Here is a 26838-nt window from a genome sequence, read left to right on the forward strand (position 1 = left end):
CCTTCGACCGCGCAGGACGGCCTCGACGACGGCGAGCGGTACGCCATGACGACGACAGGGGAGACCGACCATCCATGACACTGACGCTTGAACCGATCCTGCGCAGCGGGCTCATCGACCCCGCGGAGGCCCTCGTGATCCGGCACGCCTTCGTCAAGGAGCACGAGGACACGGGCCTGCCGGGCATCCACGCGGACTCGACCGACGACGAGATCCTGGCGTACACACGCCGGCAGTCGGCGTCGCCGCGGATCTTCCCGGCTGCTCCGCCGGGCATCTGGGTCGTGTTCGTCCGCGAGGGCGGAGACCGGGCGCGGCTGTGGTCGGTGCTGGAGAACCGCGGTGAGGTCTCGAACGACGGGGCCCTCCGCACGTTCGACCTGGTCAGGTCCGAGCGGCTCGCGGACCTGAGGGACCGGTTGGTGATCGGTTGGCGGTCGCCGCGCACGTGGCGGCTCAACGGCCCGACCGCGGCGGGATATCCGGTCATGGAGATCGCCGACGTGCGGCCCGTGCCGTTCCCGGGGTTCGACCGGCTCGTGCTGGACCATGCGCAGCTGCAGGCGGTGATGCGCGAGCACCGCTATGCCGCGTGGCGCACGGCGCTGGCCTCCGTCGTCGGTGTCTACCTGATCACCGACACCCGCGACGGTCGGCACTACGTGGGCAAGGCCGACGGTGCGGAGAGCATCCGGCAGCGCTGGACCGCGTACGCGACCAACGGCCACGGTGGCAACGTCGAGCTGCGCACCGTCGACCCGACCTACTTCCGCTTCTCGCTGCTGCGGGTGTTCGACCCGTCGACACCGACGCGGGTGATCGACGAGGCCGAGAGCCACTTCAAGGTCGCCCTGGACTCGCGGAGGCACGGCCTGAACCGGAACTGAGATCCGGGTGTGGCGTGGCGAGCCGCCGCGGCCGCCCGCGGCGCCGGCAGCCCGGGTCGTCGCGACACGAGCCTGCCGCGGCGCCGGTCCCCCGTGAGAGCTACCCCGACTGCTCACCCGGGGGTGATTCGCCGGAGCGCCCGGATTCCTAGCGTTGCTGGTGGTCGCCCAGCTGGGCGGTCAGGCACAGCGACGGAGGCCCGCATGAGCACGACGACCACGACACCCCGCCCCCGGACCGGGGAGGACGACGGCCCCGGACCGGCGTCCCGCTTCCTGCGGCACCCCCTGACGTGGATGCTGATCGGCGTGGTCGGCGTCGCCCTCGTCGGAGGTCTGACGGCGTCGGCCGAACAGTTCCTGCTGCTCCCCGTGCTGGGCGCGGCGCTCGCGGTCGTCGTCTACCGGGTGGTCATGCGGTTCGTCGCCCACCGCCGCACGCCCGAGCTCGCCGGCCGCCGCGCGGTGCCGGAGGCGCTGCTGGGCGCCGCGGTCGGGCTCGGCTTCGTCGCGGTGTCCGCGGCCGTCGTCACGGTCCTCGGCGGCTACACGTTCCGCGTCGCCGACGGCGACCTCCTCGCGGTGGTGGCACCGATCGTCGCAGTGACCGTCGGCGCCGCCGTCACCGAGGAGCTCATGTTCCGTGGCTTCGCGCTCCAGGCGCTCGAGCGTCTGCTCGGGAGCTGGGTCGCGCTGGGGATCACTGCCCTGTTCTTCGGTCTGACGCACCTGTTCAACCCCGCCGCGACCGCGTGGAGCGCGCTGGCGATCGCGATCGAGGCGGGCGGACTGCTCGGCGCCGCGTTCCTCTGGCGGCGGAACCTGTGGTTCGCCATCGGCCTGCACCTCGCCTGGAACGCCACGATCGCGTTGCTCGGCATCCCCGTCTCGGGGCACGCCTCCGCGGGCCTGCTGGTCGCCGACGTCTCGGGGCCGAGCCTGCTGACGGGCGGAGCGTTCGGCATCGAGGGATCGGTGGTGACCGTGGTGCTCGGCGCGCTGATCGCCGTCCCGATGCTCGTGCTCGCGCACCGGCGTGGGACGTGGGTCCCGGCCCGCCGTCGTCGCCCGTAGGCTCGGGCCGTGCCCGACAACCCCGTCCTCGACCGGGCGTCACGCCCCGGTGAGCCGCGTCGACGGTGGCGACCGGGACGGCAGGTCGCGCTGGACACGTCGCTCGCGGTCGCCCTCGCGGTGCTCGGGTTCGTCCCGACGCTCTCGACGATCGGGGTCGAGCTCGGCGACCTGCCCGAGCGGACGACGGACGCGCTGACGGTGACGCTCGCCCTCGCGCAGTGCCTGCCGCTCGCGTTCCGCCGCCGCGTACCCGGGGTCTGCCTCGCCGTCGTCGGCGCCGCCTTCGCCGCGGCGCAGGTGCTGGCCTGCCCGCCGACGTTCGCGAGCGTCGGCCTCTACGTGGCGCTGTACACCGCCGGGGCCCACCTGGCGCGGTTCCGCCGGAGCGTCGCCGCCGCGGTGACCGGGGGCTACGTCGTCCTCGCGGCCACGCTGTCCGGCCTCGGCTCGCCCAACCGGCTGCCCGTGTTCCTCGCGTTCTACCTCGTCCTGGTGGTGGTCTGGTCGGCCGGTGCCGAGGTGCGTCGTCGGCGGGCCGAGGAGGTCGAGCGTCGGCGTCTCGCGGCCACCGTCGCGACGGCCCAGGAGCGCGCGCGGATCGCGAGGGACCTGCACGACGTCGTGACGCACCACGTGACCGCGATGGTCGTACAGGCCGACGCCGCGCAGTACCTCCTGCCCGCGGCGCCCGACCGCGCCGCCGAGGGGCTCGTCGCGATCAGCGGCACCGGGCGACGCGCCCTGACGGAGCTCCGGCACCTGCTGGGCGTGCTCGAGGCCACGGGCGAGCCGACGCCGGCGGAGCGGGCGCCCGTCCTCGGCCGCGTGGGCGACCTCGTCGACCAGGCCCGCCGGTCCGGCCAACCGGTGGAGTGGACCGAGGAGGGCGGACGGCGCGACCTGCCCGACGCCGTCGGGCTCGCCGCCTACCGGGTGGTGCAGGAGGGCTTGACCAACGCGCTCAAGCACGCTCCTGGGCGCCCGACCACGGTCCGCGTGCGGCACGGCGCCGACCACGTCGAGGCCGAGGTGAGCACCGGCGGACCCGACTCGTCGGTCACCAGGCCGGGACCTCCGTCGCCGGACCGGCCCGCCACCGTGGGCGCGGCACCACCGGCACCACAGTCACCACCGGCACCGTCAGCACCGTCGGCCGGTCGCGGGCTCGCCGGCCTGCGCGAGCGCGTCCGGGTCCTCGACGGGGACCTGGAGGCCGGACCGACGCCCGGCGGAGGGTTCCGCGTGCGGGCCCGGATCCCCACCGCCCCGACCACCGCCCCGACCAGGAGCAGCCCATGACCCTCCCGCCGCCGGAGCCACGGCCCCCGATCCGCGTCCTGGTCTGCGAGGACCAGGAGCTGGTGCGGGTCGGCTACGTCACCATCTTCTCCGCGCAGGCCGACATGGAGGTCGTCGGTGAGGCGCAGGACGGCCGGGCAGCCGTCGAGGCCGCGCGACGGCTGCGACCCGACGTCGTGGTCATGGACGTCCGGATGCCCGTGCTCGACGGCATCGAGGCGACGCGGCAGATCGCCGGCCCCGACGTCGGGACGCCGACCAAGGTGCTCATGGTGACCACGTTCAACGTCGACGAGTACGTCTACGAGGCGCTGCGCGCCGGGGCGAGCGGGTTCCTGCTCAAGGACGCCCCTCCCGGCGAGCTGGTCGACGGCATCCGGACGATCGCCCGGGGCGAGTCCCTGCTCGCCCCGACCGTCACCCGCGCCCTCATCGGCCGCTACGCCGAGCGCGTGCGGCCGACCGACGCCTCCCGCCCCGAGCGGGACGAGGTCGTGCGCGCCCTGACCCGGCGCGAGCTCGAGGTGCTCGAGCAGCTCGCCGCCGGGCTGTCCAACGCGGAGATCGCGAGCGTGCTCGTCATCACGCCGGAGACCGTCAAGACGTACGTGTCCCGGATCCTGGCCAAGCTCGGCCTGCGCGACCGGGTGCAGGCGGTCGTGCTCGCCTACCGGGTGGGCCTGGTCTCGGCGACGGGCTGAACGTGGGTGGGCCGACGGGTCGGTCCCCGTCGGCCCACCGCCGGCCCACCGTCGTCGCGCGCGTCAGTCGCAGGCGGCCCCGTCGAGCGTGAACCCGGTGGGGTCGGGGTGCGCTCCGGCCGTCGTGGTCGCGCCGTTGTAGCCGAACGTGACCGACTGCCCCGGCGCGATGCTCGACTGCCACGCCGGGTGGGTCGCCGTGACCGTGGTGCCCGACTGGGCGACGGTCGCGCTCCATCCCGGTGCGTCGACCCGCTGGCCCCCGGGGTAGTCGAACGTGACGACCCAGTCGTCCACGGTCGCCGCGGACGTGTTGGTCACCGTGACCGACGCGGTGTACCCGGTGCTGGCGCCGCCCCAGGCGGCCGCGGAGTAGTCGACGGTGCACGCGCCCGTGGGCTGCTCGGGGGTGCCGCCGTCGTCCAGCGTGGTGAACGTGACCGTCCGGGTCCCGGAGACCGCCCCGGTGTGGTCGTTCCGGGACCGGACCTCCAGGGTGTACGCGGTGTCGGGCTCGAGCCCGTCGAGGTCGACCATGGGTGACCCGTCGGTGCTCGCGACCACCTGTCCGGTGCCGGGGTCGAGGACGTCGTACCCGGTGACGCACCCGGACTCGGCGGCTCCCCACATGACGTGCGCACCGGTCGCGGTGACGGACATGGCCATCACCGTCCCCGGGGCGCCCGGCGCCTCGTCGGGGCACGCGGGTTCGGTCGGCTCGCCGCGGTCGTCGCCGATCCCCGTGACCTCGCCGTCTCCGCCGTCGAACGCGACGTCCGAGCACGAGTAGAAGTTCTCGTTGCTGTCCGAGCGGACCCAGTGGGTGAAGACCATGTGGTCGCCGGTGCGGTCGGCCGGGAGGGTGACGTCCCAGTAGTAGTAGTTCAGAGCACCGGGCCCGCCGGTGTCGGGCGGGTCGGTCATGGAGTCGACCAGCTCGAGGTCGCTCCAGGCGAGCGGGCCGGACGGGTCCCAGCCCTCGCGCGTCACGTACACGTCGAAGCGCCCGGGGTGCTCGGCCCAGTTGTTGTGCTGGAACTGGTACGTCTCCCCGGCGGTCAGGTGCGTCCGGGGCCAGTCGTCCCGCACGGCGTTGAACCCGCTGAAGTCGTACGGGCCGCGTCCCCCGCCGTCGCAGATCTGGCCGTCGGGTATGTAGCCGACCGTCCGGCCCGCGCCGTTCGAGTCCAGGTTGCCGAACCAGTTGTAGTACGCCGAGGTCCCGCTGACCGCGTAGGCGTTCGCGCACGCCTCGTTCTGCGGGTCGACCTGGCCGTTGCCCGTCTGGCCGTCCACCCAGCACAGGTACTGGCGGCTCCCCGGGAACACCTCCGCCCCGTGCGCGGCCGCCGGGGCGGGTGGCGAGGCCGCCACGAGGCCGGCCGCGCCGAGGACCGCCGCGGCGGCCCACGCTGCAATGCGTCGCATCTCTCCAGCTCCTTCGCTCTCGGATGTCGAACACGACGACCATGCCTCGCACCCCACCCTCGGGGGCAGCCGCCTAATCGATTCGGACCGGCGCCGACCCGACGCCGGTGCGGCCGTCCGGTGGGAGGGTGCGCCCCGGCGTCGGGCACGGGGGAGGATGGGGGCGGGGGACACCGACCCGAGAAGGAGACCCATGCCCGCGCCCACGACGCCCACCCGTGAGTTCGTCACCGGCCTGCCCAAGGCGGAGCTGCACCTGCACCTGGAGGGCACGCTCGAGCCCGACCTCAAGCTGCGGCTCGCGCAGAAGAACGGGATCGACATCGGCCAGACGACGGTCGAGGAGGTGCGCGCGACGTACGCCTTCGACTCCCTGACGAGCTTCCTCGCCGTGTACTACCCGGCGATGGAGGTGCTGCAGACGGCGGACGACTTCTACGAGCTCGCGGACGCGTACCTCGCCCGCGCGGCCGCCGACGGCGTCAAGCACGCCGAGATGTTCTTCGACCCGCAGGCGCACACGTCGCGCGGGGTGCCGTTCGAGGCGGTCGTGACGGGCTACCACCGTGCCGCGGCCGAGGCGCCGGCCCGGCACGGCGTCGACGCGCACCTCATCCTGTGCTTCCTGCGCGACCACTCGGCGCAGAGCGCGGCCGAGACGCTCGAGGCGTCGGTGCCGTTCCGGGACAAGATCCTGGGCGTCGGGCTCGACTCCGACGAGCGCGACAACCCGCCGCAGAAGTTCGCCGAGGTGTTCGCGCGCGCCCGCGAGCTCGGCTACCGGCTGACGATGCACTGCGACATCGACCAGGTGGGCAGCATCGACAACATCCGCACCGTGCTCGACGAGATCGGCGTCGACCGCGTGGACCACGGCACGAACGTCGTCGAGGACCCGGCGCTCGTCGACGTCGTGCGCGAGCGCGGCCTCGGGCTCACGTGCTGCCCCGTCTCGAACTCGTTCGTCACCGACGACATGAAGGCGACCGAGATCGCGGGCCTGCTGCGGTCGGGCGTGCGCGTCACGGTGAACTCGGACGACCCCGCGTACTTCGGCGGCTACGTCGCCGACAACTACCTGGCGCTCGCGGACGCGGCGGACCTGACAACGGAGGAGGTCGTGCAGCTCGCGCGCAACTCGTTCGAGGCGTCGTGGCTGGGCGACTCCCAGCGGGCCGCCTTCCTCGCCGAGATCGACCGGTACGTCGCCGCGTACGACGCGACCGCAGTCTGACCCGCGCCCGCCGCACCGAGGGAGAGCCCCGGTCCGCCGAGGGAGAGGCGTGGTCATGACCACGCCTCTCCCTCGCGGGACCGGGGCTCTGCCTCGCGGTTCTGGGCGCTCGTCCCGCGCAGACGTACCGGGGAGTAACGTGTCGGGGACCGCCGCCGCCGTCGGCTCGGCGGCGAGCACCCCCGCAGGGGGTGAATAATCTCCGGGTGCCGCACGTTGGCACGCACGGGACCGCGCGCGGAACGGCCGTCCGCGGCCCCGCACGCGGGCCCCTGCCCGCAGGAGCACCACGACCACAGGCTTGGCGAGAGGGCGACCAGAGCTCATGAAGGATGTGCTGTACGTCAACGGCGGGACCCCGCTGGACGGGACGATCACCGTGCGGGGCGCGAAGAACTTCGTGTCCAAGGCGATGGTGGCGTCGTTGCTGGGGGAGTCGCCGAGCGTGCTGCGCAACGTGCCGCAGATCCGCGACGTCGGCGTCGTGACGGGGCTGCTGGAGCTGCACGGCGTGGCGGTCAAGTCCGACCCGGACGCGGGGATCCTCGACCTGGACCCCTCCAACGTCGAGTCGGCGCACGTCGCGGACATCGACGCGCACGCGGGCTCGAGCCGCATCCCGATCCTGTTCTGCGGCCCGCTGCTGCACCGCCTGGGCGAGGCGTTCATCCCCGACCTGGGCGGGTGCCGGATCGGCGACCGGCCGATCAACTACCACCTGGACATCCTGCGCCAGTTCGGCGCGGTCGTGGACAAGCGCGAGAACGGGATCCACATCCGCGCCCCGCGCCGCCTCCAGGGCACCAAGATCGCGCTGCCGTACCCGTCGGTGGGTGCGACCGAGCAGCTCCTGCTCACGGCCGTGCGCGCCGAGGGCATCACGGAGCTGGCGAACGCCGCGATCGAGCCCGAGATCATGGACCTCATCGCCGTCCTGCAGAAGATGGGCGCGATCATCTCGGTCGACACCGACCGCGTGATCCGCATCGAGGGCGTGGACCGCCTCGACGGGTACACGCACACCGCGCTCGGCGACCGCATCGAGGCGGCGTCCTGGGCGTCGGCCGCGCTCGCCACGGGCGGCGACATCACGGTCAAGGGCGCGACGCAGCCCGAGATGATGACGTTCCTCAACACGTTCCGCAAGGTCGGCGGCCGGTTCGACGTGCAGGACGACGGCATCCGGTTCTGGCACCCGGGCGGCGACCTGAACCCGATCGTGCTCGAGACCGACGTGCACCCCGGGTTCATGACCGACTGGCAGCAGCCGCTCGTCGTCGCGCTCACCCAGGCCAAGGGCCTGTCGATCGTGCACGAGACGGTGTACGAGAACCGGTTCGGCTTCACCGACGCGCTGCGCGGCATGGGCGCCACGATCCAGGTCTACAAGGAGTGCCTCGGCGGGCGCGACTGCCGGTTCGGCCAGCGCAACTTCCACCACTCCGCGGTGATCTCCGGCCCGACGCCGCTGGCCGCGGCCGACATCGAGGTCCCCGACCTGCGCGGCGGCTTCTCCCACCTCATCGCGGCCCTCGCGGCGAAGGGCACCTCCACCGTGCGCGGCATCAGCCTCATCGACCGCGGCTACGAGAACTTCCAGGACAAGCTGGTCGCGCTCGGCGCCGACGTCCGTCGCGGCTGACCCGGCAGCGTCCGTCGCCGCAGGTCATGACGCCTGTCACGGCGGTGCGACGGGCGCGCGTGGGACGCTGGTCGACGTGATCACCCGACCACGCACGTTCCTCGACGTGTGGAGCCGTCGGACCGCGCCCGAGCGGTTCGACGCCTACACGCGCTGGTCGCTCTACCTGCTCTCGCTGTTCGAGCCGTTCCTCGCGCTCGCGCTCGTCGGCACCGACCAGACGTTCCGGCCGGGAGTCGTCGGGGCGTGGTTGCTGCTCGTGCTGGTGCACACGACGACGAGCATCGCCGTGCTGCGCGCGGGCGTGGTGCACTTCCTCGGGGGACCCGCGGTGAGGCCGTGGCTGCTCGCCCTCCACGGTGCCGCGTCCGTCGCGGTCGCGGTGGTCGGGTTCTGGACCTTCCCCGTCGGGTCGGCGGAGGACGTCGCCGGGAGCGCCCGGTACTACGCGCTCCTGCTCGGGTTCGGGTTCGGCACGCTCGCGGTCGTGCCCCTGCTGACCTTCCGGCGCCTCGCCCTCCTCGGTCTCCTGTTCGGCGCGGTCACGGGGTGCTCCGTGTGGGTCGGGACCGGGCCGGTCACGTCGACGACCGCGGGCCTGGCGTTCGGCCTCGGCCTGTCGGGCACGATCATGCTCGTCGCGGTGTTCGGGTCGTACCGCGTCTCCGTGTGGATGCTCGGCATCGTGTGGGAGCAGGAGCGCACGCGCGTGCTCCACGCGCGGCTCGCCGTCGCGGAGGAGCGGCTGCGGTTCTCCCGCGACCTGCACGACGTCTTCGGCCGGACGCTGTCCGTCGTCGCCGTGAAGAGCGAGCTCGCCGCCGAGCTGGCGGCCCGGGGTCGTCCCGGCGCGGAGGAGCAGATGCTCGAGGTGCGCCGGATCGCGCAGGACGCGCTGCGCGAGGTGCGCGCCGTCGTCGCCGGGTACCGCACCGCGGACCTCGGCGCCGAGCTCGTGGGCGCGCGCTCCGTGCTGCGCTCGGCGGGCATCGAGACGACCGTGCACGGCGACGAGACGCCGGTCGGGACCGCGGCGCAGGAGGCGCTCGCGTGGGCCGTGCGCGAGGGCGTCACGAACGTCGTGCGGCACTCCACGGCTCGCGCGTGCACGATCACGGTGCACCGGGACCGGGTGTCGAGCGTGGTGGAGATCGTCAACGACGGCGCGCCCGCGGGGTCGGGCGACGGGCGCGGCTCGGGGCTGGTGGGGCTCCGGGAGCGGCTGGAGGGTGCGGGCGGGAGCCTGCAGACGTGGTCCGACGGCGGTCGGTACGGCCTCGTCGCGCGCGTGCCCGACGACGGCGCCGCGCGGGGGGAGCCGGCGCGGGGCCCCGCCCCCGTCCTTCCCGCCCCCACCACCGAGAGGACCACGCGCGCGTGATCCGCATCCTGCTCGCCGACGACGAGAACCTCATCCGCGACGCCGTCGCGTCGCTCCTGGCGCTCGAGGACGACCTGGAGGTCGTGGCGCAGGCGGCCTCCGGCCCCGAGGCCGTCGCCGCCGCGCTCAAGCTCCAGCCCGACGTCGCGGTGCTCGACCTCCAGATGCCAGGACTCGACGGGGTCGAGGTCGCGCAGCGCCTCGCCCACGACCTGCCGTCGTGCGGTGTGGTGATCGTCACGAGCCACGGGCGGCCCGGGTACCTCAAGCGGGCGCTGGAGGCAGGTGCGCGCGGGTTCCTGCCCAAGACGGTCTCGTCGCGCGTCCTCGCGGACGTCGTGCGGCAGGTGCGCGACGGCGGCCGCTACGTCGACCCCGAGCTCGCCGCGGAGGCGATCGCCGCGGGCGCCAGCCCGCTCACCGCGCGCGAGGCGGACGTGCTCGAGCTCGCCGCCGACGGGGCGCCCGTCGAGGAGATCGCGACGCGCGCCCACCTCGCCCCCGGGACGGTGCGCAACTACCTGTCGTCGGCCGCCGCGAAGCTCGGGGCGGCGAACCGCCACGAGGCGGCGCACGTGGCGCGGCGGCACGGCTGGATCTGAGCGGAGTGCCGCGCCCGGTAGGCTCGGTGACCGTGCCGAGCCTGCCCGAGACCCCGCGCGCGTACAAGAACCTCGCGTTCTTGCTGCGCCCGATCCTCTTCGCGATCACCCGCCGTGACTGGCGCGGTGCGGAGAACCTGCCCCCGACCGGCTTCATCGCCGCGGCGAACCACGTCACGGAGTTCGACCCGTTGACGCTCGCGCACTTCCTCTACGACCAGGGACGCGCCCCCAAGATCACGGCCAAGGCGTCGCTGTTCACCGTGCCGGTCCTGGGCGGCATCCTGCGCCGCACGGGCATGATCCCGGTGCACCGCGGCACGTCGGGCGCCGCGCAGTCCCTCGTCGACTCCACCGCGCGCCTCGACGAGGGGGAGTGCGTCGTGTTCTTCCCCGAGGGGACGCTGACGCGCGACCCCGACGGCTGGCCCATGGTCGGCAAGACGGGCGTCGCGCGCCTCGCCCTGACGAGCCGCGCCCCCGTCGTGCCCATCGCGCAGTGGGGCGCCGAGCAGCTCCTCGCTCCGTACGGCAAGGTGTTCAAGCCGATCCCGCCCAAGCGGGTCGCCGTGCACGCGGGCCCGCCCGTCGACCTGTCCGACCTCTACGACCGTCCGCAGGACACCGCGACGCTGCGCGAGGCGACGGAGCGCATCATGGCGGCGATCACGCGCCAGCTCGAGGAGATCCGTGGCGCGAAGGCGCCCGCGGAGCGCTTCGACGTGCGTCAGCACCCGGGTTCGGAGCGCCGCCGGTGACCGGGGACCAGACCGTCGAGATCAGCCCGATCCCGTCCGGCACGGACGACGCCCCTGCCGCGGAACGCGTCGTCGCGGCGGTCCTCGGCTCGGGGAGCTGGGGCACGACGTTCGCCGCGGTGCTCGCCGACGCCGGCTGCGAGGTCCGCCTGTGGGGCCGCGACCCCGAGGTCGCCGCGCAGGTGAACTTCTCGCGCCGCAACGAGAAGCGGTTGCCGGGCATCGAGCTGCCCGCGGGGATCCGGGCCACGACCGACGCGCGCGACGCGCTCGCCGGGGCGGGCCTGGTGGTCGTCGCGATCCCCTCGCAGGTCGCGCGCACGACGCTCGCCGAGCTGCGCCCGCACCTGGAGCCCGACGCCGTCGCGGTCTCGCTCATGAAGGGCGTCGAGCTGAGCACGGACCGCCGCATGAGCGAGGTGGTCGCGGAGTCCCTCGGGCTGCCGCCCGAGCGCGTCGCCGTGGTCTCGGGCCCCAACCTGGCGCGGGAGATCGCGCACCGTCAGCCGACGGCGACCGTCGTGTCGTGCGTCGACGAGGACGTGGCGCGGTACGTGGCGCGGGCGTGCTCGTCGTCGTACTTCCGTCCCTACACCAACCGCGACGTCGTCGGGGTCGAGCTCTGCGGGGCGGTCAAGAACGTCATCGCGCTCGCCGTGGGCATCGCGCAGGGCCGGGGCTTCGGCTGGAACACCACGGCCACCGTCATCACCCGTGGCCTCGTCGAGATCACGCGCCTGGGCCTCGTGCTCGGTGCCGACGCGGCGACGTTCGCCGGCCTCGCGGGCATGGGCGACCTCGTCGCGACGTGCTCGTCGCCGCTCTCGCGCAACCACACGCTCGGCAAGCACATCGGCCAGGGGCTGAGCCTCGACGACGCGATCGCCGCGACCGGCGGCACGGCCGAGGGCGTCAAGTCCTGCCGGTCGGTCCTCGAGCTCGCGCGGAAGGTGGGCGTCGAGATGCCGATCACGGCGGGGGTCGTCGCGGTGCTGCATGAGGGCATGCCGGTCGACGAGATGGCGCGCGGCCTCCTCGCGCGACCGCAGAAGGCGGAGGGGATCTCGGCAGAGCGCTGACGCCGACCGCGGCGACCGCTGCGGACGTCAGTCGTCGTCGCGGACGTCGACGACCACGCGCGTCGGGTCCTCGAGCGAGAACACCCGGAACGGGCGCTGCTCGTCGTCGACCCCGACGAACGCCTGCGTGTAGCCCTCGAAGACCCCGCGCAGCAGGACCTCCTCGACCTCGCCGTCGTCCCCCGCGCGCACCGGGTTGGGTCCCGCGTACTCGTCGACGCCGGTGTCCATGGGGTACCCCGAGCCGGAGATCATGACCTGGAGGTAGGCGTCGCCGTCGACCGCGACGACGTCGCCCTTGCCGTCGTCGACGGGCTGGTCGACGTACTCGACGCGCCAGCCCGGCGTCCCGGTGCCGCCGAGCTCGAAGACGACGCGGTCGAACCCGTCGTGGTGCCCGACCCGGACGTCCGTCACGGTGAGCGCCGCGTCCGCGGAGGGGTCCTGGATGTCGGGATCGGTGTTCGCAGGGAACGGGAGCGGTGCCTCGGTCGCGTCGTCGGCGGGCGTCCACGAGTCGTCCGTCGGGCTCTCGCCCGGCTCGTCGGACGGCGAGCCCGTGGGGCTGGGCGAGTCGCTCGTCGCGGTGCCCGACGGCGACGGGGAGTCGTCCGTGCCGCCCGGCGTGCACGCGGCGAGGACCAGGACCAGCCCCGCCGCCGCGGCCGCTGCCGCGGGGCGTCGCCGCGACCTCGCCAGGGCGCGTCGTCCTCGTCGGCTTCCGGTCTGCACCGCTCGTCGTGTCCTCATGACTCGATCGTAGAAAGCGCAGGTCACGCCCGCGCGGCGGGCAGAGCACGGTCCGGTGCCGGTCGGGTCACGGCGGTGTCTCGGCGCGCCCTCGACGCCGTCCCGGGGTCGTGCGCGCGCGGGCCCTCGCCGCAGTGGTCCGGTCCGGGTGGTCGACGTTAGTCTCGGAGGATGCTGCAGGGGATCGGCGCAGACGTGGCGGGCCTGCTCGTCGTGGTCGCACTCACGGTGCTGCTCGTCGTCGGGATCACGCGCTTCACCTCCGGCGCCGAGGCGCGCGCCCGCCGCGACGCGGGCGGGGGCGAGAGCGCGTCGTCGGGCATGTTCGGCGAGATCGTCGAGATCTTCCAGCCGAGCCGCACGCACCTCACCGAGGAGAAGGAGCGCCAGCGCCTCGACATCGTGCAGCGCCCCGCGGAGGGGCGTCCGTTCGACGTCGACCTCGACGACGGCGTCTTCTACGTCCCGACGGACCCGACCGACCCGGCGGACACGCCCCACCCGTCGCCGCCCGGGCGCCCGGACGTCGAGGCGCGGTAGCGCACCTCGGAGGAGGTCAGCCGGCGGGAGCCCGCAGCGCTCGGTCGAGGTCCCGCCAGAGGTCCTCGACGTCCTCGATGCCCACGGAGAGCCGCAGCAGGTCCTCGGGGACCGTGCGGGACTCGGTCGCGAACCGGCGCCGACGCTCGAGGCTCGACTCCACGCCGCCGAGGCTCGTCGCCGGCACCCACAGGCGCACGGCCGCGACGACCGCGTCGGCACCCGGTGCCCCGCCGCGCGGCCGGACCCCGAGGATCGACCCGTAGCCGGTCATGAGGCGCGACGCACGCTCGTGACCGGGGTCCGTCGGCAGGCTCGGGTGGCGCACCTCGACGACGTCGGGGTGGTCGGCGAGCCTCCTGGCCAGCTCGGCCGCGTTCGCCTGGGCGCGCTCGACACGCAGGGCGAGGGTGCGCAGGCCGCGCAGCGCGAGCCACACCTCGAACGGCCCGGGGATCGAGCCGTGCAGGGTCCGGTACGCGCGCAGCGCCGCGACGAGCTCGGGCGTCCGGGCCACCGCGGCGCCGAGGACGACGTCGGAGTGCCCGGCGAGGTACTTGGTCACCGAGTGCACGACGACGTCGGCGCCGTGCGCGAGCGGCTGCTGCCCGAGCGGGGTCGCGAACGTGTTGTCGACGGCGGTGAGGACGCCACGCTCGCGCGCGGCGGCGAGGAGCACCGGCAGGTCCGCGACCTCGAGCATGGGGTTCGTCGGCGACTCGACGAGCAGGAGCGAGGCGCCGTCGAGCGCGTCGAGCACCTGCTCGGTGTCCGCGACGTCGACGCGGACGACCTCCACGCCCGCGCGCGCGGCGAGGTCGTCCGCGAAGCCGAGCGTCACCTGGTAGGCGTGCCGCGGGAGCACGACCTTGCCGCCGGCCGGCACGAAGGAGAAGACGGCCGCGACCGCGGCCATCCCCGAGGCGAACACCACGCCCGGTTCCGCGGCACCCTCGAGCGCGGCGAGCGCCTCCTCGAACGGGTGCCACGTCTCGGTGTCCATGCGCGTGTACAGGAGCTCGCCGGGTTGCTGTACACCCTGCGAGACGTATGTCGAGGACAAGACGATCGGCGGGTTCACGGGCGCGCCCTGCGCGCGCTCGGGCCGTCCGGCGGCGACGGCGACGGTCGCGGGGGAGAGGGCGGCGGGCACGTGCGGGTCGCTCATGGCCGCAGCGTACGCCCGCCTGCGCGACGGCTGCCCCGAACAACCACCCCCTGACCACCCGACTCGGCGGGTGGACGAGAGGGGATCAGGCGAGCGTGCCCAGGAGGGACTGGGCGACCGTCGAGTGGGCCGACTCGTCGTCGGAGGGGTGGAAGATCCCCGCGAGAACGTCGCGGTACAGGCGGCCCAGCTCGTTGCCGGCGAAGTAGCTCGACCCGCCCGCGACGCGCACCATCTGGTCGACGACCGTCTTCGCCGTCTCCGTGGCACGCACCTTGAGGCCGGCGGTCGCGCGGAACCAGCCGGCACCGCGGTCCACGAGCGCGTCGATCTCGCCCGCGACGGTGTCGATCTGCGGCCAGACCGCGTCGAGCGCGAGCGCGGCGTCGGCGAGGCGCCACCGGACGTCAGGGTCCTGGGCCAGCGAGGCGCCGTCGTTCTTCATCGACGTGCGGCGGCGCGCGGCCGCGACGCCGAGCTCGAGCGCGCGCTCCGCGATCCCGGTGTACACGGAGGCGAGCAGCGTCTCGAACGTGGTGAAGATCCCGACGACGAGCGGGTCGAGCGTGGGACCGGGCGCGAGGCGGCGCACGACGCGGTCGGCGGGCGCGTGCGCGCCGTCGAGCACGGTCGAGCGGGACTGCGACGCGCGCATGCCCATCGTGTCCCAGTCGTCGAGCACCTCGACGCCCGCGTCCCGGGCGACGAACGCGTGCACGAGGCGGGGTGCGTCGTCGGACGTCGTGTCGAGCCCGAGGACCCCGAGTCGGGTCCAGGCGGGCGAGTTCGACGTGAAGATCTTGCGGCCGTGGAACGTGTAGCCGCCCGCGCCGTCGGGCCGTGCCTCGGTGCGCGAGCCCAGGAGGACGAGGTCGTTGCCGCCCTCGGAGTAGCCGAAGCCGAACACCTCGCCCCGGCTCGCCTCCTCGAGCAGCCAGTCGAGCGAGGAGTCTCCGCGCTCGTGCAGGTAGCGCGCGACGCCGGTCCACACGTGGTGCATGTTCACCGCGAGCGCCGTCGCGGGGGCCGCGCCCGCGAGGCGCGCCTGCTCGTGCGCGACCTCGCGCAGGCCGAGCCCGGCGCCGCCGAAGGACGCGGGGACGAGCGCGCGCAGGTACCCCGCGTCGGTGAGCGCCGCCAGGTCCTCGTCGAAGAACGCGTTGTCGCGGTCGTAGCCGGCCGCGCGGTCGCGGACAGCGGCGAGCAGGTCGTCGGACAGGAGGGTGCGGGGCTCGGGGAACGGGGGAGCGAAGGGGGAGGGGGAGGACGACGGGGCGACGGGCGTGGGCATGGCCTGCCTTCGGTCGGGGCGGACGGCGAGGGGCCCCGGCGACGTGCGTCGCCGAGGCCCCTCCACCGTACGCCGGGCCGGTCAGCCGACGAGCGCGGGCACCGGATCTTCCGGGGCCGGCAGGATCCGGCGCAGCACGTCGGCGAGCGTCACGACGCCGACGAACCGCTCGCCGTCCATGACGACCGCGAGCTGCTCGCTCGACTCGCGCATGCGTGCGAGCGCGGCGTGCACGGTCGTCCCGGACGCGAGGACGAACCCGGGGCGCGCGAGCTCCCCGGCGGGCCGGTCGTCGGGCTCCAGCAGCGTGTCGCGCACGTGCACGACCTTCGGCACGACGCTCCCGTTCTCGACGAGGATGCGCAGGTGCCCCGACCGGGCGGACGCGGCGCGCACGTCCGCGGCCGTGGCGGTCGCCGGGACCGACGTGGGTCGGCCCTCCGCGGGCACGAGAGCGTCGACGGTGAGGGTCTCCAGCTCGATGACACCGGAGATCTGGACGCGGTACGACGCCTCGAGCGCGCCGACGTTCGCCGAGTGCTCGACGAGGTGCCGCAGGGTCGCGGGGTCCTGCCCGCCGCCCTCGACGTGCTCGACAGGCTCGACGCCCACGGCCCGCACGCAGCGGTTCGCGAGCGCGTTGAGCCAGCGCAGGAGCGGACGGAACGCCCACATGAACCCGCGCATCGGGAGCGCCAGCAGGGTGGCCGAGCGCTCCGGGTGGGCGATCGCCCACGACTTGGGCGCCATCTCCCCGATGACGAGATGCAGGAACGTCACGACGATCAGCGCGAGCACGAAGCCCGCGACGTCGGCGGCCCACAGCGGCGCGCCCCAGGTCTCGAAGACCGGGGTGAGCCAGTGGTGCACCGCGGGCTTGGTGATGGCGCCGAGCGCGAGGGTGCACGCCGTGATGCCGAGCTGCGCGCCCGCCATGAGCAGGGTCAGCTCGTTCGAGCTGCGCAGCGCGGCGCGCGCCGCCCGGCTCGTGGGAGCGGCGTCCTCGAGGCGGTGCCGCTTGGCGCCGAGGAGCGCGAACTCCACGGCGACGAAGAACGCGCTCAGCGTGATGATCGCGACGGTCGCCGCGACGACGACCCAGGGGTTGCTCATCGGGACTCCTCCGCAGCGGTCGTCGGGCGTGTGGTCGGTCGGGCGCTCTCGTCCGTCTCGTCGGTGGCGGGGGCGTCGCCCCGCTGCTCCACGAGCCGGACGCGCACGAGGCGCGGCACGTGCCGCTCGACCGACAGGACGTCGACGACGAGCGTGCGGTGCACGGGCTCGTCGTGGACGAGGTCGGCCGGGTCGTCCGGCAGCGGCACCTCGATCGTGTCGCCCGCGCGCGGCAGGGCGCCGTGCTGGGCGATGAGGAGGCCGGAGACCGTCTCGTGGTCGCCGCGCGGCAGGTCGTGCCCGAGGGCGCGCTCCGCCTCGTCGACGTGGACGTCGCCGCCCATGACCCACACGCCGTCGTCCTCGGCCGTGACGGTGACGGGCTGCTCCGGGTCGTGCTCGTCGGTGATCTCGCCCACGAGCTCCTCGGCGAGGTCCTCGACCGTGAGCACGCCGGTGAACCCGCCGTACTCGTCGATGACGCACGCCAGCTGGTTGCGCGTGGAGTTGAGCTGACCGAGCGCGTCGGGCAGCGTCATGGCCGTGGGCAGCACGACCGCCGGGCGCATGAGCGCGGTGACGGGCGCGTCGTCGGGCAGGTCGGTCGCCAGGACGTCGGCGAGCTGGACGACGCCGAGCGGCTGGTCCGTCTCGTCGACCACGGGGTAGCGGGTGTGGGCACGGGCCATGAGCTCGCGGACCTCGGTGACGGTCGCCTCGGGGCGGACCGTCCCGACGCGAGAGCGGGGGATCATCGCGTGCTCGACGTCCCGCTGGGGGAAGTCGAGGATGCGGTCGAGCAGCACGGAGAGCTCGTCGGGCAGGTCCCCGCTCTCGCGCGAGTCGGCCACGATGTGCTCGAGGTCGCGCGCGGTCGCGGTGTTGTCGACGTCGTGCACCGGCTCGATCTTGAGCAGGCGCAGCAGGGCGTTGGACGCCTTGTCGAACACCGCGATGAGCCAGCCGAACACCGTGAGGTAGGCGGTCGTGGACCGGGCCAGGCCCTTCGCGAGCGGCTCGGGCCGCGCGATGGCGAGGTTCTTGGGGAACAGCTCGCCGAAGAGCATCTGGATGATCGTCGACAGCACGAGGGCGAGGACGGTGCCCACCGCCACGCCGACACCCTGGGGGACGCCCACGCCGCCGAGCATCGTGCCCAGCGACTCGCCGATGAGGGGCTCGGCCACGTAGCCGACGAGCAGGCCCGTCACGGTGATCCCGAGCTGGGCCCCGGACAGGACGAAGGACGTGCGCCGGGTGACGGCGAGCGCGCGCCGGGCCGGCTCGTCGCCGGCCTCCGCCTTGGCCCCCAGGCGGGAGCGGTCGACGGTCATGTAGGCGAACTCCTGGGCGACGAAGTACGCCGTCGCCGCCGTGATCGCGAGAACCACGAGGAGCCCGAGCAGGAGGGGGAGGAAGGTCGTCATCGTGCCCGCACCGCCCTCCGGTCGTCGGGGACGCGTTCGCGCGTCCGCTCGCTGCCGGGGCCGGTGCGGCCGGGACTATGGTCGGGGTCGTCGGCCGCGGGGGCCTCGAGAGTCGTGTCTTCCACGGCACTCCCAACGCAGGACGGCCCCGGATCGTTCCCGGGGGAAGTTTCGGGGAGCCCTGGGGGAGGGAGCCGTGCGCGTCGGGGCGCGAGCGGGCGTCCGGTAGGGTCGTCCGCGATGTCCAGCCAGAGCCCCGACCGGTCCGTGCCGTCCACCGACGAGCACCCCACCGGCGCGCCCCGCAAGCCCCGCGTCCTCGTGCTGTTCGGCGGCCGCTCCGGCGAGCACGCCATCTCCGCCGCGACCGCCGCGGGCGTGCTGCGCGCGATCGACCGGTCGCGGTACGACGTCGTCCCGGTCGGGATCACGCCGACGGGGGAGTGGGTCCTCGCGGCCGACGAGCCCGCGCGCTGGGAGATCACGGAAGGGCGCCTGCCGCAGGTCGAGCCGACCGGCGAGGAGGTCATCCTGCCGCTGTCGACCGGGCGCCGGGAGCTGCGCGTGCTCACCCCGGGCGACGTGCCGCGCGTGCTCGGCGAGGTGGACGTCGTCTTCCCGCTGCTCCACGGGCCCTACGGCGAGGACGGCACGCTCCAGGGGATGCTCGAGCTCGCCGACGTCCGCTACGTCGGCGCGGGAGTCCTGGCGTCCGCCGTCGGCATGGACAAGCACTTCATGAAGCTCGTGCTCGCGGGCGAGGGGCTGCCCGTCTCCCCGTACACCGTGATCCGCCCGGGCGCGTTCGAGCGCGACCCCGAGGGATGGACGCAGACCGTTGCGGCCCTCGGCCTGCCCGTGTTCGTCAAGCCGGCGCGCGCCGGGTCGAGCCTCGGCATCTCCAAGGTCGACGACCTCGCGGACCTGCCCGCCGCCATCGCCGCCGCGCAGGAGCACGACCCGAAGGTGATCGTCGAGGCGGGCGTCGTCGGTCGTGAGATCGAGTGCGCCGTCCTCGGGGGCCGTGGGGGCGCGCGCCCGCGCGCGTCGCTGCCCGGCGAGATCGTCGTCATGGGCGAGGCGCACGACTTCTACGACTTCGAGGCCAAGTACCTCGACGAGGCCGGGGTCGAGCTCTCGTGCCCCGCCGACCTCCCCGAGCACCTCGTGGAGCGCGTGCGCGAGATCGCGATCCGGACGTTCGAGGCCGTCGGCGCCGAGGGCCTCTCGCGGGTCGACGTCTTCGTCACGCCCGACGAGCAGGTCGTCGTCAACGAGATCAACACGATGCCCGGCTTCACGCCGTTCTCGATGTACCCGCGCATGTGGGAGAAGTCGGGGCTGAGCTACCCCGAGCTCATCGACGAGCTCGTCGCGCTCGCGCTCGAGCGGCCCACCGGCCTGCGCTGAGCCCTCCGCGCCGACCCGCCGGGCTCAGCCCACGTCGCCCGTGCCGACGCACGCGCGCGTCTGCGGGACCTCCATGACCGCGCGGCCCAGGTCCGCGATGAACGACGTGGAGTGGCTCTCGGTCACGGCCGGCGGCACGACGACCTGCACCGCGGGGTCGCGCCCGTAGGTCGTGAACGTCCACGTGCCCTCGTCCTCGACGACGAGCCAGTCCACGGTGCCGCCGGCGGACTCGACGCTCTGGCACGCGGTCGTCGTCGGCCCGGGCACCTCGACGCCGCACCGCAGCGTCACCGCGGCACCCGGCTCGCCCCAGGCCGCGGTGGCCTGGCTCGTCGTCCCGACCTTCGGCAGGTCCTCGCCGAGGGTCTCGGGCAGCGCGAGGACGACGTCCGCGCACAGCGGGTTCTGGGCGTCGTCCGCCACGGGGACGCCGATGCTCGGCGCGCACGCGGCGGTCGCCGCGACGACGCCGAGGAGCGCGGGCACGGCGAGCACCTGGGCGAGGGGGCGCGACCGGCGAGGCCGGGACGGGCCGGGGCGGGAGGATGGTGAGGCGGGAGGGACGGCGTCGAGCACGCGACCACCGTAGCGGCCCGCGGAGGGTGCCCGTGACCGCCCGGGCGGCGGCTAGGGTGGCGGCGTGAGCGAGACGCCCCTGCTGGTCCGCGACGTGCCCGAGGAGGCGCTCCTCGCCCGGATCTTCCCCCTGCTGCCCACCGCGCCGACCACCCTCGTCGGGCCGGGGGACGACTGCGCCGTCGTCGCGGCGCCCGACGGCCGCTACGTCGTGTCGACCGACGTCCTCGTCGAGGACCGGCACTTCCGCCGGCGCTGGTCGTCCGGGTACGACGTCGGGTGGCGGGCCGCGGTGCAGAACCTCGCCGACGTGGTGTCGATGGGCGCGCGCCCCGCGGCGCTCGTCGTCTCGCTCGTCATGCCGGGCGACCTGCCCGTCGACTGGGTCACGGGCCTCGCGCGCGGGCTCGCCGACGCGTGCACGCCCCTCGGTGCCGCGGTCGTCGGCGGGGACCTCTCGGGAGGGGACCAGGTCGTCGTCGCGGTCACCGTCCACGGCGACCTCGAGGGCCGCGAGCCCGTGCTGCGCTCCGGCGCCCGGCCGGGCGACGTCGTCGCGCTCGCGGGGAGCCTCGGCCGGTCCGCGGCGGGGCTCGCGCTGCTCGACGCCGGACGTGCGGACGTCGACGACGCGCTCGTCGCCGCGCACCTGCGCCCCGACCCCCCGCTCACCGCGGGGCCCGTGGCCGCCGACGCGGGCGCGACGGCGATGATGGACGTGTCCGACGGGCTCCTGCGGGACGCGGGCCGGATGGCGCGGGCGAGCGGCGTCGTCGTGGACCTGGAGCTCGCCGCCCTCGGAGCGGACCGCGACCGGCTGCTGACGGCGGCCTCCGCGCTCGGCGGGTCCGGCGGGGACGTTCCCTGGGAGGACGCCGGCGACCGCGCCGACGGGTGGGTGCTGTCGGGAGGCGAGGACCACGCGCTGCTCGCGGCGTTCCCCGCCGACGCCGACCTGCCCGCCGGGTTCCGGGCGGTCGGCACGGTGCGCACCGCGGACGGCGACGGCGCCGGAGCGCGGGTCGACGGTGCCGTCGCGCACCGCGCGACGGGCTGGGACCACTTCCGCGCCTGAGCGCGGCGGTCAGCCCCGGCGGTAGCGGACGGCGGTGAGGTCCTTGCCGCCGATGTCGTCCCGGCGCTCCACGCCGTCCGGCGTGAAGCCGTGCCGACGGTAGAAGCGGCGCGCGCGCTCCGCGTCCTCGAGGACCCAGAGCGTGACGGTCGTGCCGGGTCGCACCTCGCCGAGCATGGTGCGCATGAGGTCGCGGGCGACGCCGCGCCCCCAGGACTCGGGGTCGAGGTAGATGGCGAAGATCTCGAGGTCGCCGGGCTCGGCGTCCTCGTCGCGGCTGGGGCCGAGGGTGGCGAAGCCGATCGTGCGCCCGTCGGCGTCGGCGAGCCAGGTGCGCGCGCCGGGCGTGGCGAGGCTCTGGACCCAGTGCTGCTCGCGCTGGTCGTGGTCCAGCGAGGCTAGGTACTCGTCGGGCACGATGCCCGCGTACGCGCCCCTCCAGGACGCGATGTGCACGGCCGCGATGGCGCTCGCGTCTGCGGGAGCGGCCGGGCGGATGGTTACCTCGCTCAGTTCCGTCACCATGCACAAAGACTGCCACCGCGGCCCGGATCCGCCAAACCGGTTTGTCCTGATCTTCAGGAGATCTCCGCATCTCGGCGGGTCGTCGCCCGTGGTCGAGGGCTGGTCGAGAGGCTGGTCGGCGGCTGGTCGAGGGTCGGTCGCGGCGCAGAGACGACGAGAGCGCCTGCCGGGATCCGGCAGACGCTCTCGTCAGGGTCTCGCGATGCTCAGGCGGGACGGGTGACCTTCCCGGCCTTGAGGCAGGAGGTGCACACGTTGAGACGCTTGGGCGTCCCCGCGACCACGGCGCGCACGCGCTGGATGTTCGGGTTCCAGCGGCGCTTCGTCCGGATGTGGGAGTGCGAGATGCTGTGCCCGAAGCCCGGGCCCTTGCCGCAGACGTCGCAGTTGGCAGCCACGGTTTCTCCTGATCGTCGTGCACGTCGCGCACGCAGCGGCGACGTCCTGAATGGTCTGTAGGGTGTCGCGCCCGGTGTTCCTCGGCGGCTCCTCGACGGTGTCGAGGGCGCGCGAAGCACCCGGGCAACCTCGTCAGGGTAGCCGATCCGAGGGCCCGAGCTCAAACCGGGCGCTCGTCACACCCGCGGGTGCCCCGGGACGCCGCTCGTGCGCACCGACGGCGCGCACGGTTGACTACCGTGGTCCCGACGGCCCGCGGTGCCGTCCGACCGCCCGGGCGTCCGGCGCGGTCGTCCCCCGAGCGCGAGGAGCCGGACCGACGTGAGCCCCGCAGCCGACGTGGTCGACGCCGCCGTCGTCGTCGCGTGGGGCCACGGTGGCGTCCGCGCGCTCGCGGCCGCACGCGAGTCGCTCGACCGTGTGAACGTCTTCCCGGTCGCGGACGCGGACACGGGCACCAACATGTACCTCACCCTCCTCGACGCGGTCCGTGCGCTGCCCGCGCGCGACACGGCGGCGGCCGGGCGGGAGGGCGCGGTCGGCGGCGCCGGCGACCTGCTGGTCCGCCTGGCCCGCGGCGCGCTCGTGGGGGCACGAGGCAACTCGGGCGTCATCCTCAGCGAGTACCTCCGCGGGCTGGCGCTCGCTCTCGCGGAGCACCGGACCGTGACCGGTGCCGCGCTCGCGGGCGGCCTCGACCGCGCCGCCCGCACCGCCCGCGGCGCGGTGGCCCGCCCGGCACCCGGCACGATCCTCACGGCGGCCGACGCCGCGGCGCGCGCGGCCGCGACCGCGTCGGAGGGTCCCGGCGCCTCCTCGCCCGCGGTCGTCGCGGCCGCCGCCAGGGACGGGGCGCGGGCCGCGGCGCTGCGCAGCACCGGCGAGCTCGACGCGCTCGCCCGGGCGCAGGTCCTGGACGCCGGAGCCCTCGGCCTGGTGCTGGTCCTCGGGGCGCTCGTCGCGGCGCTCGACGACGCCCGGGCCCCGGGGGCCGACGCCGGGGCCGGCCCGGTGGCCGACCGCAGCGACGCGGCCTCGGCACCGGTCCGCGCGCGCGACGTCGTCGGGACGGCCGGGGCGGGCGTGTCGGAGGTGCTCGGCATGATGGCCGGCATGGTGCCGGTGCCGGGCTCGCCCGGGGAGACGGGCGCCGGACCGCAGGCCGGGCACGAGGGGGGCGAGTTCGAGGTGATGTACGTGGTCGACGTCCCCGCGGCGGGGGCGGCGCACCCTGCTCGCGGGCCCGTCGAGGACCCGGCCGAGCTGCTCCGTGCCGAGCTCGCGCGGATCGGCGACTCCGTCGTCGTGGTGGGCGGGCCGGGGGAGCACGGCTCGGGCCTCTGGCAGGCGCACGTCCACACCGACGACCCGATGGCCGCGGTCGCCGTCGGGCGCGCCGCGCTCGCGACCCTGCGGTCCGCGCAGGCCGACGGCGAGGAGGCCGCGCCGGCCGCGGCGGGGGACGACGCCGCGCTGCGCCAGGTGCGGGTCCGGCACCTCCCGGGGCCCCACGAGGAGGGCCACGTCCTGGACGCCGCTGCCCGCGGGGCGCACGACGCCGCGGCCGTGGCGGCGGACGCCCCGGGGCTGGTCGCGGTGACCACGGCGCCCGGTCTCGTCGCGGACCTCGCCCGGGCGGGCGCCGTCGTGCTGCTGCGGGACGCCTCCGGCCCCCTCGACCTGTCCGCCCTGCACCGCGTCGCGATCGACGCCCGCGCGTCGCACGTCGCGCTCCTGCCCGGCGCGCAGCTCGCGGAGGACGACGTCGCGACCCTGCGTGCGACCCTGCGCGACGACGGGGTCCGGACGCTCGAGGTGCTGCCCGCGGCGACGGACCTGCACGTCGCGGTGGCTCTCGCCGCGGCACAGCTCGTGGAGCCCGGTGCCGCGCAGCGGCTCGAGGCGGCACGGTCGGCGCTCGGCGCCGTCCGGTGGGCCCGGCTCGACGCCGCGGGCAGGCCCGCGCCGGAGCTGGCGCGGCGGCTCGCGGACCGGCTCGACCCCCTGCGCGTGCACCCCGGTGCGCTCGTCACCGTGCTCGCCGACGACGACGTCCCGGGCGCGGCTCTGGAGGCGCTCGCGACCGACGCGGCCGGGTCCGGCGCCGAGGTCGTGCACCTGCGCTCCGGGCGCGACGGCGGCGCCGTCACGCTCGCGGTCGAGGGACCGGAGGCCGCGGCCGACGACATCGAGGCCGCCGTGGAGGCCGAGGGATGAGCGACCGTCTGTCCGAGCCGCTGACCCGCGCGGTCGGCACGCGCAGCGCGGGCCCGCTCGCGAAGCTGGGCCTCGAGACCGTCGGGGACCTCCTGCGGCACTACCCGCGGCGGTACGGGGACCCGGGGCGCCTCACCGACCTCGGGGGCCTCGCGCTCGGCGAGCACGTGACGATCGTCGCGCAGGTCCGCAGCGCGACCGTCCGGCGCATGCGCAACCGCGCGGGCGCGATCCTCGAGGCGGTCGTGACCGACGGCCCGCAGCAGCTCTCGCTCACGTTCTTCGCCAAGAGCCCCAACGTCTTGCGCTACCACGAGCAGCGGCTGGCCCCGGGGCGGCACGGGCTCTTCACGGGGGTGGTCGGGCTGTACCGCGGCACCCGGCAGCTCACGCACCCCGACTACAAGATCATCGGGGTCGACGACGACGCCGAGGACGCGGAGAGCGCCGTGCTCGAGGCGAGCCGGCCCATCCCGATCTACCCCGCGAGCGCGAGCATCCCGAGCTGGAAGATTCAGCCCGCGGTGCGCACCGTGCTCGACCCGCTCCGCGAGGAGGACGTCCCCGACCCGCTCCCGGACGCCGTGCGCGAGCGGCACGGGCTCGGGACGCGGCTCGAGGCGCTGCGCGACGTGCACGAGCCCTACGACGAGAAGCAGTGGCGACGCGGCCGCGACCGGCTGCGGTACGAGGAGGCGTTCGTCCTGCAGGCGGCGCTCGCCCAGCGCCGGGCCCGGGCCGCGGCCGAGCCGGCGACGGCCCGCCCGCCCTGCGGCTCGGGGGAGCCGAGCATCCTCGCCGACTTCGACGCCGCCCTCCCGTTCACGCTGACGACGGGTCAGCGGGAGGTCGGGGAGGAGATCGCGGCGGACCTGGCGCTCGCACGGCCGATGCAGCGCCTCCTGCAGGGCGAGGTGGGCTCCGGCAAGACGGTCGTCGCGCTGCGCGCCATGCTCCAGGTGATCGACGCCGGCGGTCAGGCGGCGCTCCTCGCCCCGACCGAGGTGCTCGCCGCGCAGCACGCGCGCACCCTGCGCGCGCTGCTCGGGCCGCTCGCGGAGGGCGGGTTCCTCGGGGGTGCCGAGCACGGGACGCGTGTGGCGCTGCTCACGGGGTCGCTCGGCGCCGCCGCGCGCAAGGAGGCCCTGCTGGACGCGGCGAGCGGCGCGGCGGGGATCGTCGTCGGCACGCACGCGCTGCTGTCCGAGAACGTGCGGTTCGCCGACCTCGGCCTCGTGGTCGTGGACGAGCAGCACCGGTTCGGGGTCGAGCAGCGTGACGCGCTGCGCGCGAAGGCCCGCACGAGCCCGCACCTGCTCGTCATGACCGCGACCCCCATCCCGCGGACCGTCGCGATGACCGTGTTCGGCGACCTCGAGACGTCCTCGCTCACCGAGATCCCGGCGGGTCGCGCCGGCATCACGACCCACGTCGTGCCCGCCGGCAACGAGGCCTGGATGGAGCGCACCTGGGCGCGCGTGCGCGAGGAGGTCGACGCCGGGCACCGCGCGTACGTGGTGTGCGCGCGCATCCACCCGGACGAGCCGGACGCGGACGCGCCGTCGAGGCGGACCGACGACTTCGACGAGGTGCCCGACTTCCTCCTCGACCCCGACGCCTCGGACGCCTCGGACCGCGCACCCCTGCGGGCCGTGCTGGAGGTCGCCGAGGAGCTGCGCGGCCACCCGCGCCTCGCGGGGCTCGACGTCGGGGTGCTGCACGGGCAGATGCCCCCGGCGGACAAGGACGCGGTGATGGCCGACTTCGCGTCGGGTGCCGTCCAGGTGCTCGTCTCGACGACCGTCGTCGAGGTCGGGGTCGACGTCCCCGAGGCGACCGCGATGGTCGTGCTCGACGCGGACCGGTTCGGCATCTCCCAGCTCCACCAGCTCCGTGGGCGCGTCGGCCGCGGCTCCGCGGCGGGGCTGTGCCTGCTCGTCTCGACCGCGCAGCCCGGCACGCCCGCCGCGACCCGTGTCGAGACCCTCGCGCGCACGACCGACGGTTTCGAGCTCGCGACCGTGGACCTCGAGCTGCGCAGCGAGGGCGACGTCCTCGGCGCCGCGCAGTCGGGGCGCGCGAGCTCCCTGCGGCTCCTGCGCGTCGTCAAGGACGCGGACGTCATCGCGACCGCACGCGCCGACGCGGCCGCCGTCGTGGCGGAGGACCCCGACCTGACCGACCACCCGGTGCTCGCCGACGCGATCCGCGACCAGCTCGACCCGGAGCGCGAGGAGTTCCTCGAGCGGGCGTGAG

Annotated in this window: 24 protein-coding genes; 15 read left to right on the forward strand and 9 right to left on the reverse strand. The window is 74.9% G+C overall.

The features are described 5' to 3' along the window. The first annotated feature begins 74 nt into the window (after positions 1–74). The 4 genes from ACZ402_RS05625 to ACZ402_RS05640 all read left to right on the forward strand — a co-directional run bounded on the left by ACZ402_RS05625 (position 75) and on the right by ACZ402_RS05640 (position 3964). Entirely contained in the window at positions 75–887 is an 813-nt protein-coding gene (locus ACZ402_RS05625) for a GIY-YIG nuclease family protein (protein ID WP_375824575.1), read from the forward strand. 204 nt (positions 888–1091) lie between these two features. Next, positions 1092–1961, forward strand: a complete 870-nt coding sequence (locus ACZ402_RS05630) for a CPBP family intramembrane glutamic endopeptidase (RefSeq protein ID WP_375824574.1) — start codon at positions 1092–1094, stop codon at positions 1959–1961. Positions 1962–1970: 9 nt separating this feature from the next. Beyond that, positions 1971–3263, forward strand: coding sequence for a sensor histidine kinase (locus ACZ402_RS05635; protein ID WP_375824573.1), 1293 nt, complete (start codon positions 1971–1973; stop codon positions 3261–3263). Then, a complete protein-coding gene (locus ACZ402_RS05640; protein ID WP_375824572.1) occupies positions 3260–3964 on the forward strand; it encodes a response regulator in 705 nt (234 codons plus the stop codon). Before ACZ402_RS05635 ends, ACZ402_RS05640 begins: the two co-directional genes overlap by 4 nt. Before the next feature lie 63 nt (positions 3965–4027). Here the strand turns inward: ACZ402_RS05640 and ACZ402_RS05645 are convergent, their stop codons facing one another. Beyond that, positions 4028–5392 carry a lytic polysaccharide monooxygenase gene (locus ACZ402_RS05645; protein ID WP_375824571.1) on the reverse strand — a complete coding sequence of 455 codons (1365 nt, stop codon included), beginning with the start codon at positions 5390–5392 and terminating at the stop codon, positions 4028–4030. Positions 5393–5585: 193 nt separating this feature from the next. Here ACZ402_RS05645 and ACZ402_RS05650 point away from each other — a divergent pair, with 193 nt between their 5' ends. The 6 genes from ACZ402_RS05650 (at position 5586) to ACZ402_RS05675 (ending at position 12088) form a co-directional block, all read left to right on the forward strand. Further along, on the forward strand, positions 5586–6626 hold the full coding sequence (locus ACZ402_RS05650; RefSeq protein ID WP_375824570.1) for an adenosine deaminase: 1041 nt from the start codon (positions 5586–5588) through the stop codon (positions 6624–6626). A gap of 325 nt (positions 6627–6951) precedes the next feature. Then, positions 6952–8268 (forward strand): UDP-N-acetylglucosamine 1-carboxyvinyltransferase, encoded by a 1317-nt coding sequence (gene murA, locus ACZ402_RS05655; RefSeq protein ID WP_375824568.1) that lies wholly within the window; start codon positions 6952–6954, stop codon positions 8266–8268. Positions 8269–8344: 76 nt separating this feature from the next. Beyond that, positions 8345–9649 (forward strand): sensor histidine kinase, encoded by a 1305-nt coding sequence (locus ACZ402_RS05660; RefSeq protein ID WP_375824567.1) that lies wholly within the window; start codon positions 8345–8347, stop codon positions 9647–9649. Next, positions 9646–10251 (forward strand): response regulator transcription factor, encoded by a 606-nt coding sequence (locus tag ACZ402_RS05665; RefSeq protein ID WP_375824566.1) that lies wholly within the window; start codon positions 9646–9648, stop codon positions 10249–10251. Before ACZ402_RS05660 ends, ACZ402_RS05665 begins: the two co-directional genes overlap by 4 nt. Positions 10252–10283: 32 nt before the next feature. After that, the gene (locus tag ACZ402_RS05670; RefSeq protein ID WP_375824565.1) at positions 10284–11009 is read left to right on the forward strand and encodes a lysophospholipid acyltransferase family protein; all 726 of its coding nucleotides are present in this window, start codon (positions 10284–10286) and stop codon (positions 11007–11009) included. Between the two features lie 29 nt (positions 11010–11038). Beyond that, complete coding sequence (locus tag ACZ402_RS05675; RefSeq protein ID WP_375824687.1) at positions 11039–12088, forward strand: NAD(P)H-dependent glycerol-3-phosphate dehydrogenase; 1050 nt, start codon at positions 11039–11041, stop codon at positions 12086–12088. 27 nt (positions 12089–12115) lie between these two features. Here the strand turns inward: ACZ402_RS05675 and ACZ402_RS05680 are convergent, their stop codons facing one another. Further along, positions 12116–12838, reverse strand: coding sequence for an AMIN-like domain-containing (lipo)protein (locus ACZ402_RS05680; RefSeq protein WP_375824564.1), 723 nt, complete (start codon positions 12836–12838; stop codon positions 12116–12118). Positions 12839–13009: 171 nt separating this feature from the next. Here ACZ402_RS05680 and ACZ402_RS05685 point away from each other — a divergent pair, with 171 nt between their 5' ends. Next, entirely contained in the window at positions 13010–13378 is a 369-nt protein-coding gene (locus ACZ402_RS05685) for a DUF6191 domain-containing protein (protein ID WP_375824563.1), read from the forward strand. Between the two features lie 16 nt (positions 13379–13394). Here the strand turns inward: ACZ402_RS05685 and ACZ402_RS05690 are convergent, their stop codons facing one another. The 4 genes from ACZ402_RS05690 to ACZ402_RS05705 all read right to left on the reverse strand — a co-directional run bounded on the left by ACZ402_RS05690 (position 13395) and on the right by ACZ402_RS05705 (position 18377). Then, on the reverse strand, positions 13395–14546 hold the full coding sequence (locus ACZ402_RS05690; protein WP_375824562.1) for a trans-sulfuration enzyme family protein: 1152 nt from the start codon (positions 14544–14546) through the stop codon (positions 13395–13397). Between the two features lie 85 nt (positions 14547–14631). Next, on the reverse strand, positions 14632–15837 hold the full coding sequence (locus ACZ402_RS05695; protein WP_375824561.1) for an acyl-CoA dehydrogenase family protein: 1206 nt from the start codon (positions 15835–15837) through the stop codon (positions 14632–14634). 81 nt (positions 15838–15918) lie between these two features. Beyond that, positions 15919–16950 (reverse strand): hemolysin family protein, encoded by a 1032-nt coding sequence (locus ACZ402_RS05700; protein WP_375824560.1) that lies wholly within the window; start codon positions 16948–16950, stop codon positions 15919–15921. Then, positions 16947–18377 (reverse strand): hemolysin family protein, encoded by a 1431-nt coding sequence (locus ACZ402_RS05705; RefSeq protein WP_375824559.1) that lies wholly within the window; start codon positions 18375–18377, stop codon positions 16947–16949. The genes ACZ402_RS05700 and ACZ402_RS05705 overlap by 4 nt, the downstream gene beginning before the upstream one ends. A gap of 240 nt (positions 18378–18617) precedes the next feature. On the opposite strand from ACZ402_RS05705, the gene ACZ402_RS05710 reads away from it, so the two are divergent. Beyond that, on the forward strand, positions 18618–19787 hold the full coding sequence (locus ACZ402_RS05710) for a D-alanine--D-alanine ligase family protein (protein WP_375824558.1): 1170 nt from the start codon (positions 18618–18620) through the stop codon (positions 19785–19787). 24 nt (positions 19788–19811) lie between these two features. Here ACZ402_RS05710 and ACZ402_RS05715 read toward each other — a convergent pair whose 3' ends face one another. Beyond that, positions 19812–20366, reverse strand: a complete 555-nt coding sequence (locus ACZ402_RS05715; RefSeq protein WP_375824557.1) for a DUF3515 family protein — start codon at positions 20364–20366, stop codon at positions 19812–19814. Between the two features lie 64 nt (positions 20367–20430). On the opposite strand from ACZ402_RS05715, the gene ACZ402_RS05720 reads away from it, so the two are divergent. Further along, positions 20431–21441 carry a thiamine-phosphate kinase gene (locus tag ACZ402_RS05720; protein WP_375824556.1) on the forward strand — a complete coding sequence of 337 codons (1011 nt, stop codon included), beginning with the start codon at positions 20431–20433 and terminating at the stop codon, positions 21439–21441. 9 nt (positions 21442–21450) lie between these two features. On the opposite strand, the gene ACZ402_RS05725 is transcribed toward ACZ402_RS05720, so the two are convergent. Together ACZ402_RS05725 and rpmB are read right to left on the reverse strand one after the other, a co-directional pair. Next, entirely contained in the window at positions 21451–21966 is a 516-nt protein-coding gene (locus ACZ402_RS05725; protein WP_053371462.1) for a GNAT family N-acetyltransferase, read from the reverse strand. A gap of 206 nt (positions 21967–22172) precedes the next feature. Further along, positions 22173–22364, reverse strand: a complete 192-nt coding sequence (rpmB, locus tag ACZ402_RS05730; RefSeq protein ID WP_024840757.1) for a 50S ribosomal protein L28 — start codon at positions 22362–22364, stop codon at positions 22173–22175. 322 nt (positions 22365–22686) lie between these two features. Here rpmB and ACZ402_RS05735 point away from each other — a divergent pair, with 322 nt between their 5' ends. Together ACZ402_RS05735 and ACZ402_RS05740 are read left to right on the forward strand one after the other, a co-directional pair. Further along, positions 22687–24582, forward strand: a complete 1896-nt coding sequence (locus ACZ402_RS05735; protein ID WP_375824555.1) for a DAK2 domain-containing protein — start codon at positions 22687–22689, stop codon at positions 24580–24582. Continuing rightward, the gene (locus tag ACZ402_RS05740; RefSeq protein ID WP_375824553.1) at positions 24579–26837 is read left to right on the forward strand and encodes an ATP-dependent DNA helicase RecG; all 2259 of its coding nucleotides are present in this window, start codon (positions 24579–24581) and stop codon (positions 26835–26837) included. The genes ACZ402_RS05735 and ACZ402_RS05740 overlap by 4 nt, the downstream gene beginning before the upstream one ends. Position 26838 lies beyond the last annotated feature (1 nt).

The sequence above is a fragment of the Cellulosimicrobium sp. NPDC030954 genome (assembly GCF_055571305.1).

Coding starts and splice junctions, on each gene's coding strand:
- ACZ402_RS05650 (WP_375824570.1), top strand. CDS start 5,586: ATGCCCGCGCCCACGACGCCCACCCGTGAGTTCGTCACCGGCCTGCCC.
- murA (WP_375824568.1), top strand. CDS start 6,952: ATGAAGGATGTGCTGTACGTCAACGGCGGGACCCCGCTGGACGGGACG.
- ACZ402_RS05680 (WP_375824564.1), bottom strand. CDS start 12,838: ATGAGGACACGACGAGCGGTGCAGACCGGAAGCCGACGAGGACGACGC.
- ACZ402_RS05710 (WP_375824558.1), top strand. CDS start 18,618: ATGTCCAGCCAGAGCCCCGACCGGTCCGTGCCGTCCACCGACGAGCAC.
- ACZ402_RS05630 (WP_375824574.1), top strand. CDS start 1,092: ATGAGCACGACGACCACGACACCCCGCCCCCGGACCGGGGAGGACGAC.
- ACZ402_RS05625 (WP_375824575.1), top strand. CDS start 75: ATGACACTGACGCTTGAACCGATCCTGCGCAGCGGGCTCATCGACCCC.
- ACZ402_RS05640 (WP_375824572.1), top strand. CDS start 3,260: ATGACCCTCCCGCCGCCGGAGCCACGGCCCCCGATCCGCGTCCTGGTC.
- ACZ402_RS05685 (WP_375824563.1), top strand. CDS start 13,010: ATGCTGCAGGGGATCGGCGCAGACGTGGCGGGCCTGCTCGTCGTGGTC.
- ACZ402_RS05695 (WP_375824561.1), bottom strand. CDS start 15,837: ATGCCCACGCCCGTCGCCCCGTCGTCCTCCCCCTCCCCCTTCGCTCCC.
- ACZ402_RS05740 (WP_375824553.1), top strand. CDS start 24,579: ATGAGCGACCGTCTGTCCGAGCCGCTGACCCGCGCGGTCGGCACGCGC.
- ACZ402_RS05645 (WP_375824571.1), bottom strand. CDS start 5,392: ATGCGACGCATTGCAGCGTGGGCCGCCGCGGCGGTCCTCGGCGCGGCC.
- ACZ402_RS05690 (WP_375824562.1), bottom strand. CDS start 14,546: ATGAGCGACCCGCACGTGCCCGCCGCCCTCTCCCCCGCGACCGTCGCC.
- ACZ402_RS05725 (WP_053371462.1), bottom strand. CDS start 21,966: ATGGTGACGGAACTGAGCGAGGTAACCATCCGCCCGGCCGCTCCCGCA.
- ACZ402_RS05705 (WP_375824559.1), bottom strand. CDS start 18,377: ATGACGACCTTCCTCCCCCTCCTGCTCGGGCTCCTCGTGGTTCTCGCG.
- ACZ402_RS05700 (WP_375824560.1), bottom strand. CDS start 16,950: ATGAGCAACCCCTGGGTCGTCGTCGCGGCGACCGTCGCGATCATCACG.